The following is a 15,739-nucleotide window of genomic DNA, read 5'->3' as shown; positions in this document are numbered from 1 at the left end:
ATGACTGTCCCGGCGCGTGACGACCTGCCCTTCGACGACCTCACCGACTTCGAGAACGCCGACCGGGGATTCATCGCTGCGCTCGTGCCGGGCGTCGTGCGGGACGCCGACGGCGGGGTCGTGCACGACGCGGACGCCTACGCGTTCCTGGAGGACGACTGCCCGGACACGGCGCACCCCAGCCTGTGGCGGCAGGCCCGGCTGTGCGCCCGGCAGGGCCTGTACGAGGTGACCGAGGGCGTCTACCAGGTCCGTGGCCTCGACCTGTCGAACATGACCCTCGTCGAGGGCAGCCGTGGCGTGATCGTCATCGACCCGCTGATCTCCGCCGAGTGCGCCGCGGCGGCCCTGGCGCTGTACCGGGAGCACCGCGGGCAGCGGCCCGTCACGGGACTGATCTACACCCACTCGCACGTCGACCACTTCGGAGGCGCCCGCGGGGTGCTGCCGCACGGCACCGAGGACGGGGTGCCCGTGCTCGCCCCCGAGAACTTCCTGGAGCACGCGGTCAGCGAGAACGTCTACGCCGGCAACGCGATGCTGCGGCGCGCCACCTTCATGTACGGGTCGTGGCTGCCGACAGGACCGCGGGGACGGATCGGCACCGGCCTCGGCACGACCACCTCCACCGGCACCGTCGGTCTGGTCGCGCCGACCGTGGACATCACCCGCACCGGCCAGACCGAGGTCGTCGACGGCGTACGGATCGTCTTCCAGCCGACGCCCGGCACCGAGGCGCCCGCCGAGATGAACTTCGTGCTGTCCGAGCAGCGCGCCCTGTGCATGGCCGAGAACGCCTGCCACACCCTGCACAACCTGGTCACCCTGCGTGGCGCCCCGGTCCGCGACGCCCGCGTCTGGGCCCGCTACCTCGACGAGGCGATCGACGTCTTCGGCGACACCTACGACGTCGGCTTCGCCTCCCACCACTGGCCGACCTGGGGACGGGACAACGTCGTCAGGTTCCTCGGCGAGCAGCGTGATCTGTACGCCTACCTGCACGACCAGACGCTCCGCCTCCTCAACGAAGGGCTCACCGGCACCGAGATCGCCGAGGAACTGCGCCTGCCGCCGGCTCTGGAGACCGCCTGGCACGCCCGCGGCTACTACGGCTCCGTCAGCCACAACGTCAAAGCCGTCTACCAGCGCTACATGGGCTGGTACGACGGCAACCCCGCCCACCTGTGGGAGCATCCGCCCGTCGAACTCGCCCGGCGCCACGTCGACGTGGCGGGCGGCCCGGAGCAGACGCTGGCCAAGGCCCGTACGTACGCCGAAGCGGGCGACCTGCGCTTCGCCGCCACCCTGCTGCTCCATCTCGTCTTCGCCGACCCGGAGAACACGGTCGCCAAGGAGGAGCTCGCCACCGTCTACGAGCGCCTCGGGCACGGCTCCGAGAACGGGCCCTGGCGCAACATCTACCTGACGGGCGCCCTGGAGCTGCGGGAGGGCCCGGCCGCCAACGAGGTCGACACCTCGGGCACCGAGATGGCGTCCGCGCTGACCGTGAGCATGCTCCTCGACTCGCTCGCCGTCCGCATCGACGGCCCGCGGGCCTGGAACGACCACATGACCCTCGACTTCGTCGTCATCGACGAGCAGCGCCGCCACCGGGTCAACCTGCACCACGGCGCCCTGACGCACCGTGACATGCCCGTCCACCACACCCCGAAGCCGCACGCCGGCCTCACCCTGATCCTCACCCGCCCGGAACTGATCGGCGTCCTCGCGGGCGGGGGCCTGGCGGGCATCGAGACGGACGGCGACCCGGACCTCCTGACCCGCCTGCTCTCCTACGCCTCGGACCCCGACAGGGCCTTCCCGATCGTCACACCGTAGGAACCGGGCTCGGGCACGGCCCGAACGCACCCCTGCCCGAACGCACCCCTGGGCGCGGGCGGTTCCCCCGACTCCTCTGACGGGCCGACTTCCACGAGAGGGCGACGGACACCACGCGTACGGCGCGACGTGGGACCGGCCCGATCCCCCGATCGGGCCGGTCCCACGTCTTCGTGCGGGGTGGTGTCAGCCCTGGGTGGGGGCGGGCGACTTGCCCGCGAGGACGTCGCTCAGGCGGGACGCGCCCGCCTGGACGGCCTGGGTCGTGGAGTTGCTCTCGGCGCCCTGGAGACCGCCGTTGGTCAGGGACAGCGCGCTGTCGCCGACGCGGACGGCGGCGTAGTCCAGGGTCAGGGTGGTCGGTTCGCCCTCCATCGAGCCGTTCATCGTGATCTGGAGTCCCTGGCGGGCGTCGGCGACACCGGGCAGGGACATCTCGATGACCTGGACGGTCTGCTTGCCGCCCTTGGCGTCGACCGCCGTGAACTGGTCGCACTTGTCCGGCAGGGTGCCCAGCCACTTCAGGTTCGCGTCCACCCCCGACTGCCCGTAGGCGGCCACCTGGTAGCGCATCTGCCCGTCGTTGTCGCTGTCGTCGAAGCCGGTGTTCGCGTGGGCGCCCGTCGGAGCGCCGAGCAGGTTCTCGGCGTACAGGCCGTCGAGCAGCTTCTGGCAGTCGGCGGCGTTGCCCTTGTCCGTGACGAACGACTGCTGGTCGACCTTGCTCTTGAGCAGGGTGTCCCGCCAGGCCGCGGCGCCCTTCGACGTGGTCCACTGCGATCCCAGGTCGCTGTTGGTGATCAGAGCGGCCTGTGCTTCCGACTGGCTGAGCGTGCGCACGGAGGGCGAGGCGCCGGGGGACTCCTTGGCGCTGGGGGAGGCGGAGGCGCCCGTGCCGCCGGATTCGTCGCTCGAACACGCGGCGGTCGCCAGCAGCACGCCCGCGGCCAGGGCGGAGCCGAGGACGCGGGAGGAGCGGTGGCGGGCGGAGGCGGTGCGACGGGGCGGACGGTTCATGGCGGGAGGCCTCCGGAGGACGCGGTGTGTGTCCCCTCCACGCCACCACCGGCCAGGCACTCCCACCAGCGCACCGGGCCGTCCGGGTGAGCCGCCGGCACCGCCGCGGTCAGACCGCCAGTACGGCCCTGACCGTCTTGCCGCCGAAGCGGGTGCTGACGACCTCCAGGCTGTGGGCGAGCTGCTGGACCATGGCGAGCCCGCGCCCGCTCTCCGACTCGGTGTCGAGCAGGCCGACGCGCGGGCGCCCGGGGCTGTCGTCGTGGACCTCGACGGTCACGTGCCCGTAGCCCAGTTGCAGACGCAGTCGGCAGCCGGTGCGGCCGTGCCGTACGGCGTTGGCGACGAGTTCGGAGGCGATGAGCGTGGCGTCGTCGACCTGGTCGGCGGTCGGCGGTGCCATCGGCGGCCGGGGCACGGTGAGGAACGCCGACGTCAGCCTGCGGGCCCTGCCCGCCGAGACGGCCGCACGCGGCAGTGCGTACTCCACGCGGGCGGTCGGTCGGACGGTGCGCTGGTGCGCACGCATGACGGACACCTCTCTTCCCCTCCCAGGACGACGAGCACCCGGCGGCTCCATCCCCGCCGGCCGGGACCCGCGCGACACGGTGCGCGGCCGGTCCTGCCCCCGGGTGATGCCCATCCCCGGCGATCGGCAACCGGCGTCGTACGTCACAAACCCGCCAAGTGCCTCCTCGGCGAACCACCGGTATGAGTCGCGCATGTCTGGAAAGGTGTGGCGCATGCCGACCCTTCAGAGAAAGCTGCTAGGTCTGCTTCCCCGGATAGGGGTGCGGGTGCTGGATCTCGGTTCGGGCGCCGCGGTGCTGTACCGGCGCGGTGAACGCACCCGCGTGCCGATGGGCCGGGGAGCCGATCTGGTGCTGCGCGGCGGTGCCGAGGGGTGGAGGAGCGTGCCGCTCGGCGACAGCGGGGCGCGCCTCGTCCTCGACGAGTCGCGGGCGGCGGCCGACGAGCGCCGGTTTCAGCTGGCGGCCGCGTCCTACCTGTGCGGCCAGCACGTCACCGCGCTCCTCGACCGGTACGCGGTGAACTGCGTCTTCGACGTGGGCGCCAACGCGGGCCAGTACGGACGTCAGTTGCGCCGCCTCGGCTACACCGGCCGGATCGTCTCCTTCGAACCGACGGCGGAGGCCTTCGCCAAGCTGAGCGAGGCCGCCGAGGAGGACCCCGACTGGTGGGTGTACCAGGTCGGCCTGGGGCGCGAGGACGCCACCCGGTCCATCCACGTCGGCTGGAACACGATGAACTCCCTCCTCCCGCCCAGCGATTACGGCAAGGACCGCTACAAGCGGTTCGCGAAGACCCGTACCGAGGAGATCGAGATCCGTCGTCTCGACGGCATGATGGACAAGGCGCTCGCGGGGCTCGGCGACCCCCGTCCCTATCTGAAGATGGACACCCAGGGCTACGACCTGGAGGTGTTCGCGGGCGCGGGCGACCGTGCCGGGGAGTTCGTCGGGATGCAGTCCGAGGTCGCGACACTGCGGCTGTACGAGGGCAGTCCGCGCATGGGCGAGGCGATCGCCGTGTACGAGGGCAGCGGCTTCGAGATCACCGGCATGTACCCGGTGTCCCGGGAGGCGGCCACCGGGCGCGTGGTGGAGTTCGACTGCGTGATGGTGCGCGCGGCGGCGGTGCCGGCCGCTGACTAGGGCCCCGCGCGAGCGAGGACGGCGGGCCGGTGCGGGTCCCCGTGCGCCCCGGTGGCCGGCTACGCCGGATACGCGTGCGTCTGCGCGGCCTTCACCGTCGCCCAGACCGGCGCACCGGGACGGAGGTCGAGTTCCGCGGCGGCGACCGTCGTCAGGTCGGCGGCGAGCGGGAGTTCGCCGGTGAGGTCCGCGCGGATCTGGTCGCCGTGCGTCTCCAGCCCGCCGACACGGCACTGCCACAGATTGCGGGCGCTGGAGCCGGTGGGGCGGTCGCGGTGCAAGGTGACGGCGCTCGGCGGGAAGGCCACGAACACCGGTCCGCCGAGGTCCTCGGTCGTGGTGATCTCCGGTCCCGCGTCGAGCCGCACGATGTGGCCCTCGGCCTGTCCGCGGTAGAGATTGAGGCCGACCAGCTGGGCGATGTAGTCGGTGCGCGGATGACGGGCGATGTCGGACGGTGTCCCCTCCTGGACCACCCGGCCGTGCTCGACGACGACGAGCCGGTCGGCCAGCACCATCGCGTCCAGCGGGTCGTGGGTGACCAGGACGGCGACGGCCTCGAAGTCGGCCAGGTGGCGCCGGAGCTGGGCGCGCACCTCCAGCCGCGTACGGGCGTCGAGCGCGGCGAGCGGCTCGTCCAGCAGGAGCAGCCGGGGGCGGGTGGCCAGCGCGCGGGCCAGGGCGACGCGCTGGGCCTGACCGCCGGACAGGCGGCGCGGCTTGGCGCCGGCGTGGTCGGCCAGGCCCATGCGGTCCAGCCAGGCGGCGGCCTGCGCCCGCGCCTCCGCCTTCGGCACGCCCTGACAGCGGGGCCCGAAGGCCACGTTGTCGAGCGCGGACAGGTGCGGGAACAGCAGGTAGTCCTGGAAGACGACGCCCACCGGGCGGGATTCGGTCGGCGTACGGTCCAGCGCGGCACCGTCGAGCCGCAGGCGTCCCCCGTCGGACAGCGGTGTGAGGCCGGCCAGCGCGCGCAGTGCCGTGGTCTTGCCTGCGCCGTTCGGCCCGAGGAGCGCGACGACGTCTCCGGGGGCGGCGGTGAGTGCCACGTCGAGGTGGAAGGAGCCGCGGTGCACGACGAGCCGGGCGTCGAGGCCCTTGTCGGGGCCGGAACCGGAACCGGGGTCGGTGCCGGGGCCGGTGCCTGGGGCGTACCCCTTGTCGGGGCCGGGGCTCCCCTCGCCCGCGGCGGGCGGTGTGTCCGTCATGGCGCCCTCATCCGTCGTCCGGTCCGTCATGACGCCGCCGTCATCCAGCGGTCCCGGAGCCCGGCGAGGACCGCGATGGACACCGCGAGCAGGACCAGGCTCAGCGCGATCGCGGCGGCCGGATCGCTCTGCAGTGCCAGGTACACGGCCAGCGGCATGGTCTGCGTACGGCCGGGGAAGTTGCCCGCGAAGGTGATCGTCGCGCCGAACTCGCCGAGCGCGCGGGCCCAGGCCAGTACGGAGCCCGCCGCGATCCCTGGTGCGATCAGCGGCAGCGTGACCCGGCGGAAGGCGGTGAAACGGGAGGCGCCCAGCGTCATCGCTGCCTCCTCGTAACGGGGGTCGGCAGCCCGCAGCGTGCCCTCCACGCTGATGACGAGGAACGGCATCGCCACGAACGCCTCCGCGACGACCACGCCGGCCGTCGTGAAGGGCAGCGTGATGCCGAAGGCCGACTCCAGCCACTGCCCGACGACGCCGTTGCGCCCGAGGGCCAGCAACAGCGCCACACCGCCCACCACGGGAGGCAGGACGAGCGGCAGGGTCACCAGCGCCCGGACGAACCCGCGCCCGGGGAAGTCCGTGCGGGCCAGCAGCCAGGCGAGCGGCACACCGAGGACCAGGCTCACCGCGGTGGCCGCGGTGGCGGTGATCAGCGACAGCTGGAGCGCCTGCCAGACCTCCGGACTGGTCAGCTGTTCCGGCAGGCTGCCCCAGGGGGCCCTGACGAGGAGGGCGACCAGCGGGAGCAGCAGGAAGGCGAGGCCGACGAGGGCGGGCAGCAGCAGGGGGAGCGGGGCACCGCGCCGCACCCCGGCGCGCCGCCGCGGCCCGTCCCCGCGGGTGTCGCCACCCGCGAGCACGTCGGCCGCGGCATCGGCCTTGCCCAGCTGCGTCACGGCTGGAGGAACCCGGCGGCGGTCAGCACCTTCTGGCCCTCGGCGGACTGCACGAGCTCGATGAACGCCTTGGCCGCGGCCGCGTTGGGCGCGTCCTTGAGCAGGGTGATCGGGTAGTCGTTGATGGCCTTGGCCGACTCGGGGAACTCCACGCCCTCCACCTTGTCACCCGCCGCCTTCACATCGGTCTTGTAGACGACGGCCGCGTCGGCCTCCTTCAGCTCGACCTTCGTCAGGGCGCTCTTGACGTCCTGCTCGTACGAGACCGGGGTGAGCTTGAGGCTGCTGGCGTCCAGCGCCTTCTGCGCGGCGGCGCCGCACGGCACCGTCTTGTCGCACAGGACCACCTTGAGGCCGGACTTGGTGAGGTCCTTCAGGGAGGCGACCTTGTCCGGGTTGCCGGGCAGGGTGGCGATCTCCAGCTGGTTGCGCACGAAGGTGGACGGGGTGCCGACCGCGTCGCCCTTGTCCGTCACGATCGCCATGGTCTTCGGGCTCGCGGCGGCGAAGACGTCCGCCGGGGCGCCGCCCGTGATGCTCGCGGCGAGCGTGTCGCTGCCGCCGAAGCTGAAGGTCACCTTCGTGCCCGGGTGCTCCTTCTCGAACTCCTTGCCCAGGGCCGTGAAGCTCTCCTTGAGGGAGGCGGCGGCGAAGACGGTGACCGTGCCGGAGAGCTTCGGGGACGACGAGGCGGACGAGTCGGACTTCGTGGAGCCCGAGCCGGAGTCGTCGGAGGAGGAGCAGGCGCTCAGGGCCAGCAGCGCGGCGGCACCGACGGCTGCGACCTGCAGGGGTCGGGTGCGGTGGGTCCGGCGCGCGGATCGGGTCATCACGGTTCTACTCCCTCGTGGCTTCAGGCAGGCATACGCAGATCATACTTACGCAGATACCAGCCGGAAGTCTCCTGTCGCATCGCATGAGCAATGTGATCGGCGATGGGATGTACGCATGTGCGTTTGTACGGGTCCTCCTGCCGGGTACGGTCCTCCGGGAGGTGGTGCCCGTGAGCCAGTCCGCGACCCAGCCACCCGCTCCCCCACTGGCGGAGCTTTCCCTGACCGGAGATCTCGCCCGGCCCGTCCGGCTGACGGTGCCCGACCTGCTGGCCTGGCCGCAGCACCGGGTCGGTGTCAGCTTCGAGTGCGCCACCAGCGGTGTGCAGCACCACCGCTTCGCGGGCCCCCTGCTGCATGACGTCCTGCGCGACGCCGGGCCCGGCTTCGACCCGGCCCGCCGCAAGGACCGGCTGCGCTTCCTCATCGCGGTGACCGGGGCGGACGGCCATCACGCCCTGCTCACGTGGGCCGAGATAGACCCCGACTTCGCGCACGCCCCCGTACTGCTCGCGGTCGGCATCGACGACACCCCGCTCGACCGGGCCGGTCCCCAGCTGGTGCTGCCGCAGGACCGCTGCGGCGCACGGCACATCAGCGGCATCAACGCGATCCGCGTGGACGGGCGTTACCCGTCCTGGGCGTAGCTCCCGGCTCCCGTTCCCCGTCGCTGCGGGGACGGCGCGTCACGTGCGGTCGATGTGCACGTTGGTCGACTTGACCCGCGCGGTGGCCTCCACGCCGACCTCGAGGCCGAGTTCCTCCACGGCCTCCCGGGTCAGCAGGGAGACCAGCCGGTGCGGGCCCGCCTGGATCTCGACCTGCGCCGCGACGTCGCCGAGCTTGACGGCGGTGACGATGCCCGGGAAGGCGTTGCGGACCGAGGTGTGGGAGGCGGTCCCGTCCTCCCCGCCGGTCTGCGCGAGTTCGACGGAGAACGCGGCCAGGTCCCGCCCGTCGATGAGCCGCCGCCCGCCCTCGTCCCGGTGCGTGGGCACGCGCCCGGCGTCCGCCCATCGGCGGGCGGTGTCGGGGCTGACGCCGAGGAGCCGGGCTGCCTGCCCGATGGTGTAGGACTGCATGCGCGCCAAGATATCCGCCGCTCCCACGGCCGGACGCGCACCGGGCCCCGGCGACGGCGGGCGGATGCCGGGCGCGGTCCCGGTGAGGGGGGTCGCATGCTGTGCCCGGCCCCGGAGCGCACGCGTACATCCGGTGCCGTCACGCGGGCGGCGGGCGGTGCGCGGCGGACAGTGGACGGTGCGCGGCGGCCCGACCCGGTGGCCGGCGGACGCAACCTCTCGCCCGGCTCGCGCCTCCTACCAGTCGTACGCGTGCCCGTCGTGCGCATCCCGGTCGTGGACCTTCCGTCGCGGAACCGGATGCCCGGAGAAGGAGCGTCAGTTGGCCCGTCCGCTGTCCCGCCGGAAGTTCATGGTCTACTCGCTGGCGGCGTCCACCTTGACCGTCGCGGCGCCGCTCGGCTGCGACGCGTCCTCGGCGGAGGGCGCCGAACCCTCCGGAGCGGGTGCGGGCGGCCCGTCCGACGTGCTGGTGACCGGCACCGACGAGGAGATGCTCGTCCTGGAGGTCACCGCGGCCAACAGGGTCGTCGTACGGCTGCCGCGCGTCGAGGTCGGCCAGGGCATCACCACCGCCGTCGCCATGATGATCGCCGAGGAGCTGGACGCCCGGCTCGCCGACGTCGACATCCCGCTCGCCGAGGCCCGCAAGGAAGGCAACCAGTACACCGGCGGCTCGAACTCCGTCTCGTCGCTGTACGACCCCGCCCGCGCCCTGGCCGCCACCGCCCGCGCCAAGTTGGTGACGGCCGCCGCCCGGCGGTGGCACCTCGCGCCGCGCCTGCTGCGCACCCGGGACACCATGGTCGTCGCCCCCGACGGACGCACCGCCACCTTCGGGTCCCTGACGGCGGCCGCCGCGGTGATCCACCGGCCCGCCGTGCCCGCCGAGCCGAAACCGGCGTCCCGGCACCGGGTGATCGGGCGGCCGACCACCCGTGTCGACGCGCGGGACATCGTCACCGGAAAGGCGACCTACGCCGGGGACCTGACCGTGGCCGGGGCGAAGCCGACCGTGGTGGCTCGGCCGCCGACCCTCGGCGGGAAGCTCGTCTCCGTCGACAGCCGGGCGGCCCGCGCGATGCCGGGCGTCCACGCGGTCGTCCGGGCCGCGGGCGGTGTGGCCGTCGTGGCCGACACCTTCCACCACGCGTTCCGGGCCAGGGACGCGCTGCGCATCACCTGGGCGCCGGGCCCGCTCGCCGCCCTGTCCGACGACGCCGTCCGCGCCCGGCTCCGCGCGGCCGTCCCCCCGCTCGGCACGCCGCTGCTCGGAACCCGCCAGGTGACAGGGGAGTTCGAGTTCGCCTTCGTCTCCCACGCTCCGATGGAGGTGCTGACCGCGGTCGCGGACGTGCGCGCGGACCGGGCCGAGATCTGGTTCTCCTCGCAGACGCCGACGGACGCGCGCGACACGATCGCCTCCGCCGTCGGACTTCCCGGATCGAAGGTCAGGGTCCATGTGATGCGGGGCGGCGGCTCGTTCGGACGGCGTCTGAACTACGACGCCGCCGTGGAGGCGGCTCTCGTCTCCAAGGCCGCCGGCCGGCCGGTGAAGCTGATGTGGAGCCGCAACGACGACATCCGGCACGGCCGGATGCGCCCGGCCAGCCACCACCGCATCCGGGCCAGTCACGCCGGCGGCCAGGTGGTCGCGTTCACCCACGCGACGGCGTCGGTGAGCGAGGTGTTCGAGGAGTCCGGCTTCGCGGTGCGGGGCGGGCGGTCCGGCGCGGTGCGCGCCGCCTCCCGCGGTGGGCGGACGCCGCGGTCCGGCCCGCTGCCCAGCGACAGCGGCCTGTACAACTTCGGCCGCGTCAAAGAGGAATCCGGCTCCGTCGAACTCGCGATGCCGCTGGGCGCCTGGCGGTCGGTGGACTCCGGGACGATGCGCACCGCGGAGGAGATCGTCGTCGACGAGATCGCCGCGAGCCTGGGCGAGGACGCGGTCGCGTTCCGGCGCAGGACGCTCAGGAACAAGGCGGTCCGGGCCGTCCTCGACAAGGTCGCCAGCGCCGGTCACTGGGGCCGCGCCCTGCCCAGGGGCAGGGCCCAGGGCGTGGCCGTGCACGAGGAGTACGGATCCTGCGTGGCCTGCCTGGTGGAGATCGACGCCACCGACCCGGACGAACCGCGGGTGACCCACGCGGTGATGGCCGCCGACGTCGGAACGGCCGTCAACCCGCGCGGACTCGAGGCCCAGCTCATGGGCACCGCCGTCGACGGGATCTCCACGGTGCTGCGGGCCGGACTGCACATCGACCGGGGCGCCGTCCGCGAGGGCAGCTTCGCCGACTTCCACTACGCCCGCCAGCGGCACGCCCCGCTGCGCTTCGAGGCGCACATCATGCCCTCCACCGGCGCCCCCGGCGGTGCCGGTGAACTCGGCGTCCCGGCCGCGGCGGGTGCCGTGGCCAACGCCTACGCCCGTGCGACGGGCACCCGCCCCCGCCGCTTCCCCCTCACCTTCTGAGACGGTGCCGATGCCCTCCTACTCCTTCGTCCTCAACGGGAAGCCGGTCACCGTCGACGCGCCGGCCGACATGCCGCTGCTGTGGGTCCTGCGCGACCTGCTGCACGTCACCGGGCCCAAGTACGGCTGCGGGGTCGGGGTCTGTCGTGCCTGCACCAGCCACCTCGACGGCGCCGAGATCCAGCCCTGTGTCGTCCCGGTCGCGGACTGCCGGGGCCGCGAGGTCACCACGATCGAGGGGCTGGCCGACGGCGACACGCTCCACCCGGTCCAGCAGGCCTGGATCGACCACGACGTCGCGCAGTGCGGCTTCTGCCAGCCCGGGCAGATCATGGCCGCGGTGGCCCTGCTGAAGCGGACGTCCAGCCCGACGGATGCCGACATCGACCGGATCGAGAACGTCTGCCGCTGCGGCACGTACTGCCGTATCCGCGAGGCGATCAAGAGCGTCGGCCCGGCCTCCTAGCGCCCGGGTTCGCGGCCCGCACACGCCTTTGCCGCGGCCCGCACCCTTCTGTCCCGCGGCCCGCGTGCCCCTGTTCCGCGGCCCGCGTGCCGCCGTTCGGCGACCCACGCGCACCCCGATACGCCGCGCCCGCACCCCCGTTCAGGTGCGCCGCGGCCCGGCGCCCCGCCCCGCCCCGTCACCCGCGTGACCCGGATCACAGCGACGGAGTGCATCGCGGGGCGGGGGCCAGTGTCTTTATCCCTGGTGCAGGGAGCTGGGTCCCTGGTGGGGGAGCCGGCGAGAGCGGGGGACGATGCGGATGGAGCAGGCCCGGGCCGACGGGTTCGACGGGTTCGTGGCAGCCCGCTGGTCGGCGTTGTTCCATCTCGCGCGGCTGCTCGTCGGAGGCGACCGGCACCGGGCCGAGGACCTGCTCCAGGAGGCCCTCGTCAAGCTCTGGTTCGTCTGGCCCAAGATCGCAGACGAGGCCCCGGAGGCGTACGTCCGCACGGTCCTGGCACGCGCGGCGGCCCGCTCGGCCCGCCGTCGCTGGTGGGGCGAGAACCCCGTCGCGCAGGTCCCCGAACGGGCCGAGGACGGTGATGTGTCCGCCTCCGTGGTGGAGCGGTCGCGGCTGGAGGCGGCGCTGGCCCAGCTGCCGCCGCGGCAGCGCGCCGCGGTGGTGCTGCGCTACTACCAGGACCTGCCCGAGAAGCAGGTCGCGGAGGCGCTCGGGTGCCCGGTGGGCACGGCCCGGTCCCATGCGTCACGGGGTGTGGCGCGGCTGCGCCGGCTCCTGGCCGATGTCATCGAGCCGGTGGGGTGAAGGGGAGTCCGATGGATCACTTCGAGCGGGAGCTCGCGCGCATGATGCGCGACTCCCAGGAGTACGCCCCCTTCGAGTCGCAGCACCAGGTCCGACTGCGGGACGGTGTCCGGGCCCGCCGCCGTGCGCGCGCGGCCCGCAGGGCCGTGGGGTCCGTCCTGGCGGTCGCGGGTCTGGGCATCGGCCTGTTCCTGCTGCCCCGCGACCCCGGCCGGGACCAGCCGCAGGGACCCGTCCCCCGGCCGATGACGAGTCCGTCGTACCCGTACACGACCCCGTCGCCGACGCCGGACGTGTCGCCGAGCGAGGCGCCCTCCTCGACCGCGTCGAACACCGCGGGGCCCGATGAGGAGACCTCCGGACCGCCCCCGTCGGCGACCACGACAGGCGGTTCGGCCACGGTGACGCCGGACCCGACGACGACCACGACCAGGGCCGTCACGCCACCGCCTTCGGCCACGAACCGGCCGAGCCCGCCGGTCAGTCCGACGACCACGCCCTCGACCGTCGAGTCGTCGGCGCTCGAAGGCTCGGCCGACCCCGGCTAGCGGCCGACGCCTCCGCCTTCGACCGCCGGCCCCGGCCTGGCGGCTCCCGACCTCCGGCCCGCCTTCGGGCCCCGACCCCTGACCGGCCCCCTTCCGTGATCGCGGCTGCGCCGTCGACGACCTCGGCACGCTCCGCGACAGAAGACAGATACGGATCGATCGTGACAAAAGCAGGGACGACCGCCTTGACGGACCCCCTCATGAGCCGCCCCTCCGGGGACCGCCGGCACCCGGAGGGCGGTGTCACGGACCGCCGTGCCCCGGACGCCCGTCCCACGGACCGCCGTGCCCCGGACGCCCGTCCCACGGACCGGTGCCCCGCGGACCGCCGCCCCACGGACGGGCTGCCGCTGCGGACGCCGGTGTCCGCGCACCACCGGGAGCCCGTCCTCGACGTCGTCGTCCCGGTGTTCAACGAGGAGAAGGACCTGGAGCCGAGCGTGCGGCGGCTGCACGCCCATCTGCGCGAGACGTTCCCGTACCCGTTCCGGATCACCGTCGCCGACAACGCCAGCACCGACGCGACCCCGCGGATCGCGGCCCGGCTCGCCGCCGAGCTGCCCGAGACGGAGTGGCTGCGGCTGGCGGAGAAGGGCCGGGGCCGGGCGCTGCACACCGCGTGGTCGCGTTCGCCCGCCCCGGTGCTCGCCTATCTCGACGTGGACCTGTCCACCGATCTGTCGGCGCTGCTGCCGCTGGTGGCCCCACTGATCTCCGGGCACTCCGACATCGCCATCGGCACCCGCCTGGCCCGCGGTTCGCGGGTGGTGCGCGGACCCAAGCGCGAGGTCATCTCCCGCTGCTACAACGTCCTGCTGCGCTCCACGCTCGCCGTCGGCTTCTCCGACGCGCAGTGCGGGTTCAAGGCGGTGCGGCGTGACGTCGCCGAGCGGCTGCTGCCCCTGGTGGAGGACTCGGGCTGGTTCTTCGACACCGAACTGCTGGTGATCGCCGAGCGGGCCGGGCTGCGCATCCACGAAGTGCCCGTCGACTGGGTGGACGACCCCGACAGCCGGGTCGACATCCTCTCCACGGCGCTGGCCGACCTGCGTGGCATCGCGCGGATCGGCCGGGCGCTGGCCCGCGGCACGCTGCCCACGTCCGGACTGCGCCGCGGCCCCGACGGGGGAGCACGGGGCGCGCTGGCGGGCCAGTTGGCGCGCTTCGCCGCCGTGGGCGCGGTGAGCACCGCCGGCTATGTGCTGCTGTACGCGCTCCTGCGCCCGGTGGCCGGGGCGCAGGCCGCCAACGCGCTGGCGCTGCTGGTCTGCGCGCTGGCGAACACGGCCGCCAACCGGCGGCTCACCTTCGGGCTGCGCGGCCGGGGCGGCGCCGTCCGTCACCAGGCCAAGGGACTCCTGGTGTTCCTGGTGGGCCTGGCCCTCACCGCGGGTTCGCTGGCCGCCCTGCACCGGCTGGCGCCCGGGGCCGCGCACATGACCGAGATCGTCGTGCTGGTCGCCGCCAACCTGGCCGCGACGCTCCTGCGTTTCCTGCTCTTCCGGGCCTGGGTGTTCCCCGTCCGGTCCCGCCGAGACCGGACGGGGGCCGAGGGCTCGTGAACCGCACCACGCAGACGGCCCCGCCCGTCACCGGCAAAGGGCCGCACCCCGTGACCGCGGGCGCCGCCGAGGCCGTACCCGCCTACGAGCCGGCACCACGTCGGCCGCGGACCGAGCGGTGGAACCTGCTCGTCCGCCGTACGGCCGGCCGGTACGGTCCCGTGCTGGCCCTGTACGGGACGCTGAAGCTCGTCGGCTTCTCCGTCTTCATGTATCTGCTGCACTCCGCGGGCGACTACCGGACCAAGAACCCCCGTTTCGGCGGCGGCGCCCACCCCTGGGACGTGCTGGCCAGCTGGGACGGCTGGTGGTACCAGCAGATCGCCGCGCACGGGTACGACCCGGCGCTCGTCCCCGTCCCCGGAGCCAGGGGACTGATCACCCTCGAAGGGAACTCGGCCGCGTTCTTCCCGCTCTACCCGGCCCTGATGCGGCTCGTCTCCGAGTGCACGGGCCTCGGCCTGTACGGCGCCGGGATGCTGGTGTCGGTCGTCACCTCGTTCGTCGCCGCGCTCGGCATCCACGCGGTCACCGCCCGGATCGGCGGACCCCGTGCCGGGCTCGCCGCGGCCGGACTGTGGGCCGTCTGGCCGGGCTCGGGCACGGAGTGGTCGGGCTACTCGGAGTCCCTGTACGTCGCCCTCGCCGCCTGGGCCTGTCACGCCGTGATGAGCCGCCGCTGGCTCACCGCCGGGTTCCTCACCTGTGCCGCCGGGCTCACCCGTCCCACCGCGACCGCGCTGATCGCCGCCCTCACCGTGGCAGCGCTGCTCGCGCTCGTACGCCGCCAGGACGGTGTCGCGCGTCCCGTCGCCGCCATCGCCGTCGCCCCGCTCGGCCTGGCCGGCTATCTGGCCTGGGTGGGCCACCGCATGGGCGACTGGGGCGGCTACTTCAAGCTCCAGACCGGTGCCTGGGCCCACACCTTCGACTACGGCCGGCACAGCCTCGACGTGTTCGGCTCGGTCGCGGTGGGCCATTTCGACTACCTCTTCGCGTTCCCTTTCGAGGACGTCATCGGCGTCGCCGTCGTCCTGGCGGCCCTGCTGCTGATCCCGCTCCTGATCCGGCTGCGTCCCCCGGTGGTGCTGGTCGTCCACACCGTCCTGACCGTCGCCCTCGTGCTGGGCAGCCAGCAGATATTCGGCAACATCTCCCGCTATCTGCTGCCGGCCTTCCCGCTGTTCGTCCCGCTCGCCCTCCACCTGCGCCGCCTCGCGCTGCCCCTCCAGATCACACTGCTCGGCGTCGCCGCGGTGGCGTCCGGGTCGTACGCGGGGTACGTCCTGTTCGAACTCGGCGTCCCGTAGGCCGTGTTCGGGCGGGAC

General features: G+C 73.5%; 15 protein-coding genes. 9 read left to right on the top strand and 6 right to left on the bottom strand.

Annotation, left to right across the window (positions count from 1 at the left end; all coding sequences use genetic code 11):
- On the top strand, window positions 1-1,839 hold the full coding sequence (locus ABEB03_RS01400; RefSeq protein WP_345639957.1) for an alkyl/aryl-sulfatase: 1,839 nt from the start codon (window positions 1-3) through the stop codon (window positions 1,837-1,839).
- A gap of 186 nt (window positions 1,840-2,025) precedes the next feature.
- Here ABEB03_RS01400 and ABEB03_RS01395 read toward each other — a convergent pair whose 3' ends face one another.
- Together ABEB03_RS01395 and ABEB03_RS01390 are read right to left on the bottom strand one after the other, a co-directional pair.
- On the bottom strand, window positions 2,026-2,856 hold the full coding sequence (locus ABEB03_RS01395) for a hypothetical protein (RefSeq protein WP_345639954.1): 831 nt from the start codon (window positions 2,854-2,856) through the stop codon (window positions 2,026-2,028).
- A gap of 109 nt (window positions 2,857-2,965) precedes the next feature.
- Window positions 2,966-3,385 carry an ATP-binding protein gene (locus ABEB03_RS01390; RefSeq protein WP_345639952.1) on the bottom strand — a complete coding sequence of 140 codons (420 nt, stop codon included), beginning with the start codon at window positions 3,383-3,385 and terminating at the stop codon, window positions 2,966-2,968.
- A 214-nt stretch (window positions 3,386-3,599) separates the two neighbouring features.
- Here ABEB03_RS01390 and ABEB03_RS01385 point away from each other — a divergent pair, with 214 nt between their 5' ends.
- Window positions 3,600-4,532 (top strand): FkbM family methyltransferase, encoded by a 933-nt coding sequence (locus ABEB03_RS01385; RefSeq protein ID WP_345639949.1) that lies wholly within the window; start codon window positions 3,600-3,602, stop codon window positions 4,530-4,532.
- Between the two features lie 59 nt (window positions 4,533-4,591).
- Here the strand turns inward: ABEB03_RS01385 and ABEB03_RS01380 are convergent, their stop codons facing one another.
- From ABEB03_RS01380 to modA, 3 genes are read right to left on the bottom strand one after another with little or no spacing between them, the layout of a single operon-like run.
- Window positions 4,592-5,740 carry an ABC transporter ATP-binding protein gene (locus ABEB03_RS01380; protein WP_345639946.1) on the bottom strand — a complete coding sequence of 383 codons (1,149 nt, stop codon included), beginning with the start codon at window positions 5,738-5,740 and terminating at the stop codon, window positions 4,592-4,594.
- A gap of 26 nt (window positions 5,741-5,766) precedes the next feature.
- A complete protein-coding gene (locus ABEB03_RS01375; protein ID WP_345639944.1) occupies window positions 5,767-6,639 on the bottom strand; it encodes an ABC transporter permease in 873 nt (290 codons plus the stop codon).
- Window positions 6,636-7,469, bottom strand: coding sequence for a molybdate ABC transporter substrate-binding protein (gene modA, locus ABEB03_RS01370; protein ID WP_345640591.1), 834 nt, complete (start codon window positions 7,467-7,469; stop codon window positions 6,636-6,638). The genes ABEB03_RS01375 and modA overlap by 4 nt, the downstream gene beginning before the upstream one ends.
- 173 nt (window positions 7,470-7,642) lie before the next feature.
- Between modA and ABEB03_RS01365 the strand changes: the two genes are divergently transcribed.
- The gene (locus tag ABEB03_RS01365) at window positions 7,643-8,119 is read left to right on the top strand and encodes a molybdopterin-dependent oxidoreductase (RefSeq protein ID WP_257004868.1); all 477 of its coding nucleotides are present in this window, start codon (window positions 7,643-7,645) and stop codon (window positions 8,117-8,119) included.
- A 39-nt stretch (window positions 8,120-8,158) separates the two neighbouring features.
- On the opposite strand, the gene ABEB03_RS01360 is transcribed toward ABEB03_RS01365, so the two are convergent.
- Window positions 8,159-8,554, bottom strand: a complete 396-nt coding sequence (locus ABEB03_RS01360) for a TOBE domain-containing protein (protein WP_345639938.1) — start codon at window positions 8,552-8,554, stop codon at window positions 8,159-8,161.
- A 352-nt stretch (window positions 8,555-8,906) separates the two neighbouring features.
- Between ABEB03_RS01360 and ABEB03_RS01355 the strand changes: the two genes are divergently transcribed.
- The 6 genes from ABEB03_RS01355 (at window position 8,907) to ABEB03_RS01330 (ending at window position 15,721) form a co-directional block, all read left to right on the top strand.
- Window positions 8,907-11,027: a xanthine dehydrogenase family protein molybdopterin-binding subunit gene (locus ABEB03_RS01355; protein WP_345640588.1), complete on the top strand. Its 2,121-nt coding sequence runs from the start codon at window positions 8,907-8,909 to the stop codon at window positions 11,025-11,027.
- 10 nt (window positions 11,028-11,037) lie between these two features.
- A complete protein-coding gene (locus ABEB03_RS01350; protein ID WP_095935558.1) occupies window positions 11,038-11,493 on the top strand; it encodes a (2Fe-2S)-binding protein in 456 nt (151 codons plus the stop codon).
- A gap of 301 nt (window positions 11,494-11,794) precedes the next feature.
- Window positions 11,795-12,301, top strand: coding sequence for a SigE family RNA polymerase sigma factor (locus ABEB03_RS01345; RefSeq protein ID WP_345639936.1), 507 nt, complete (start codon window positions 11,795-11,797; stop codon window positions 12,299-12,301).
- Window positions 12,302-12,312: 11 nt separating this feature from the next.
- Complete coding sequence (locus ABEB03_RS01340) at window positions 12,313-12,849, top strand: hypothetical protein (protein WP_345639933.1); 537 nt, start codon at window positions 12,313-12,315, stop codon at window positions 12,847-12,849.
- Window positions 12,850-13,211: 362 nt separating this feature from the next.
- Window positions 13,212-14,411, top strand: coding sequence for a bifunctional glycosyltransferase family 2/GtrA family protein (locus ABEB03_RS01335; RefSeq protein WP_345640584.1), 1,200 nt, complete (start codon window positions 13,212-13,214; stop codon window positions 14,409-14,411).
- 125 nt (window positions 14,412-14,536) lie between these two features.
- The gene (locus tag ABEB03_RS01330) at window positions 14,537-15,721 is read left to right on the top strand and encodes a hypothetical protein (protein WP_345640581.1); all 1,185 of its coding nucleotides are present in this window, start codon (window positions 14,537-14,539) and stop codon (window positions 15,719-15,721) included.
- The last annotated feature ends 18 nt before the right edge of the window (window positions 15,722-15,739 follow it).

The sequence above is a fragment of the Streptomyces siamensis genome, assembly GCF_039543605.1.
GTDB lineage: Bacteria > Actinomycetota > Actinomycetes > Streptomycetales > Streptomycetaceae > Streptomyces > Streptomyces siamensis.
This window is presented reverse-complemented; position numbering and strand designations above follow the sequence as displayed.

Bases quoted from the DNA above. Each gene is read 5' to 3' on its own strand.
- ABEB03_RS01380 (WP_345639946.1), bottom strand. From the start codon at position 5,740: ATGACGGACACACCGCCCGCCGCGGGCGAGGGGAGCCCCGGCCCCGAC.
- ABEB03_RS01355 (WP_345640588.1), top strand. From the start codon at position 8,907: ATGGTCTACTCGCTGGCGGCGTCCACCTTGACCGTCGCGGCGCCGCTC.
- ABEB03_RS01340 (WP_345639933.1), top strand. From the start codon at position 12,313: ATGGATCACTTCGAGCGGGAGCTCGCGCGCATGATGCGCGACTCCCAG.
- ABEB03_RS01350 (WP_095935558.1), top strand. From the start codon at position 11,038: ATGCCCTCCTACTCCTTCGTCCTCAACGGGAAGCCGGTCACCGTCGAC.
- modA (WP_345640591.1), bottom strand. From the start codon at position 7,469: ATGACCCGATCCGCGCGCCGGACCCACCGCACCCGACCCCTGCAGGTC.
- ABEB03_RS01400 (WP_345639957.1), top strand. From the start codon at position 1: ATGACTGTCCCGGCGCGTGACGACCTGCCCTTCGACGACCTCACCGAC.
- ABEB03_RS01385 (WP_345639949.1), top strand. From the start codon at position 3,600: ATGCCGACCCTTCAGAGAAAGCTGCTAGGTCTGCTTCCCCGGATAGGG.
- ABEB03_RS01390 (WP_345639952.1), bottom strand. From the start codon at position 3,385: ATGCGTGCGCACCAGCGCACCGTCCGACCGACCGCCCGCGTGGAGTAC.
- ABEB03_RS01360 (WP_345639938.1), bottom strand. From the start codon at position 8,554: ATGCAGTCCTACACCATCGGGCAGGCAGCCCGGCTCCTCGGCGTCAGC.
- ABEB03_RS01395 (WP_345639954.1), bottom strand. From the start codon at position 2,856: ATGAACCGTCCGCCCCGTCGCACCGCCTCCGCCCGCCACCGCTCCTCC.
- ABEB03_RS01345 (WP_345639936.1), top strand. From the start codon at position 11,795: ATGGAGCAGGCCCGGGCCGACGGGTTCGACGGGTTCGTGGCAGCCCGC.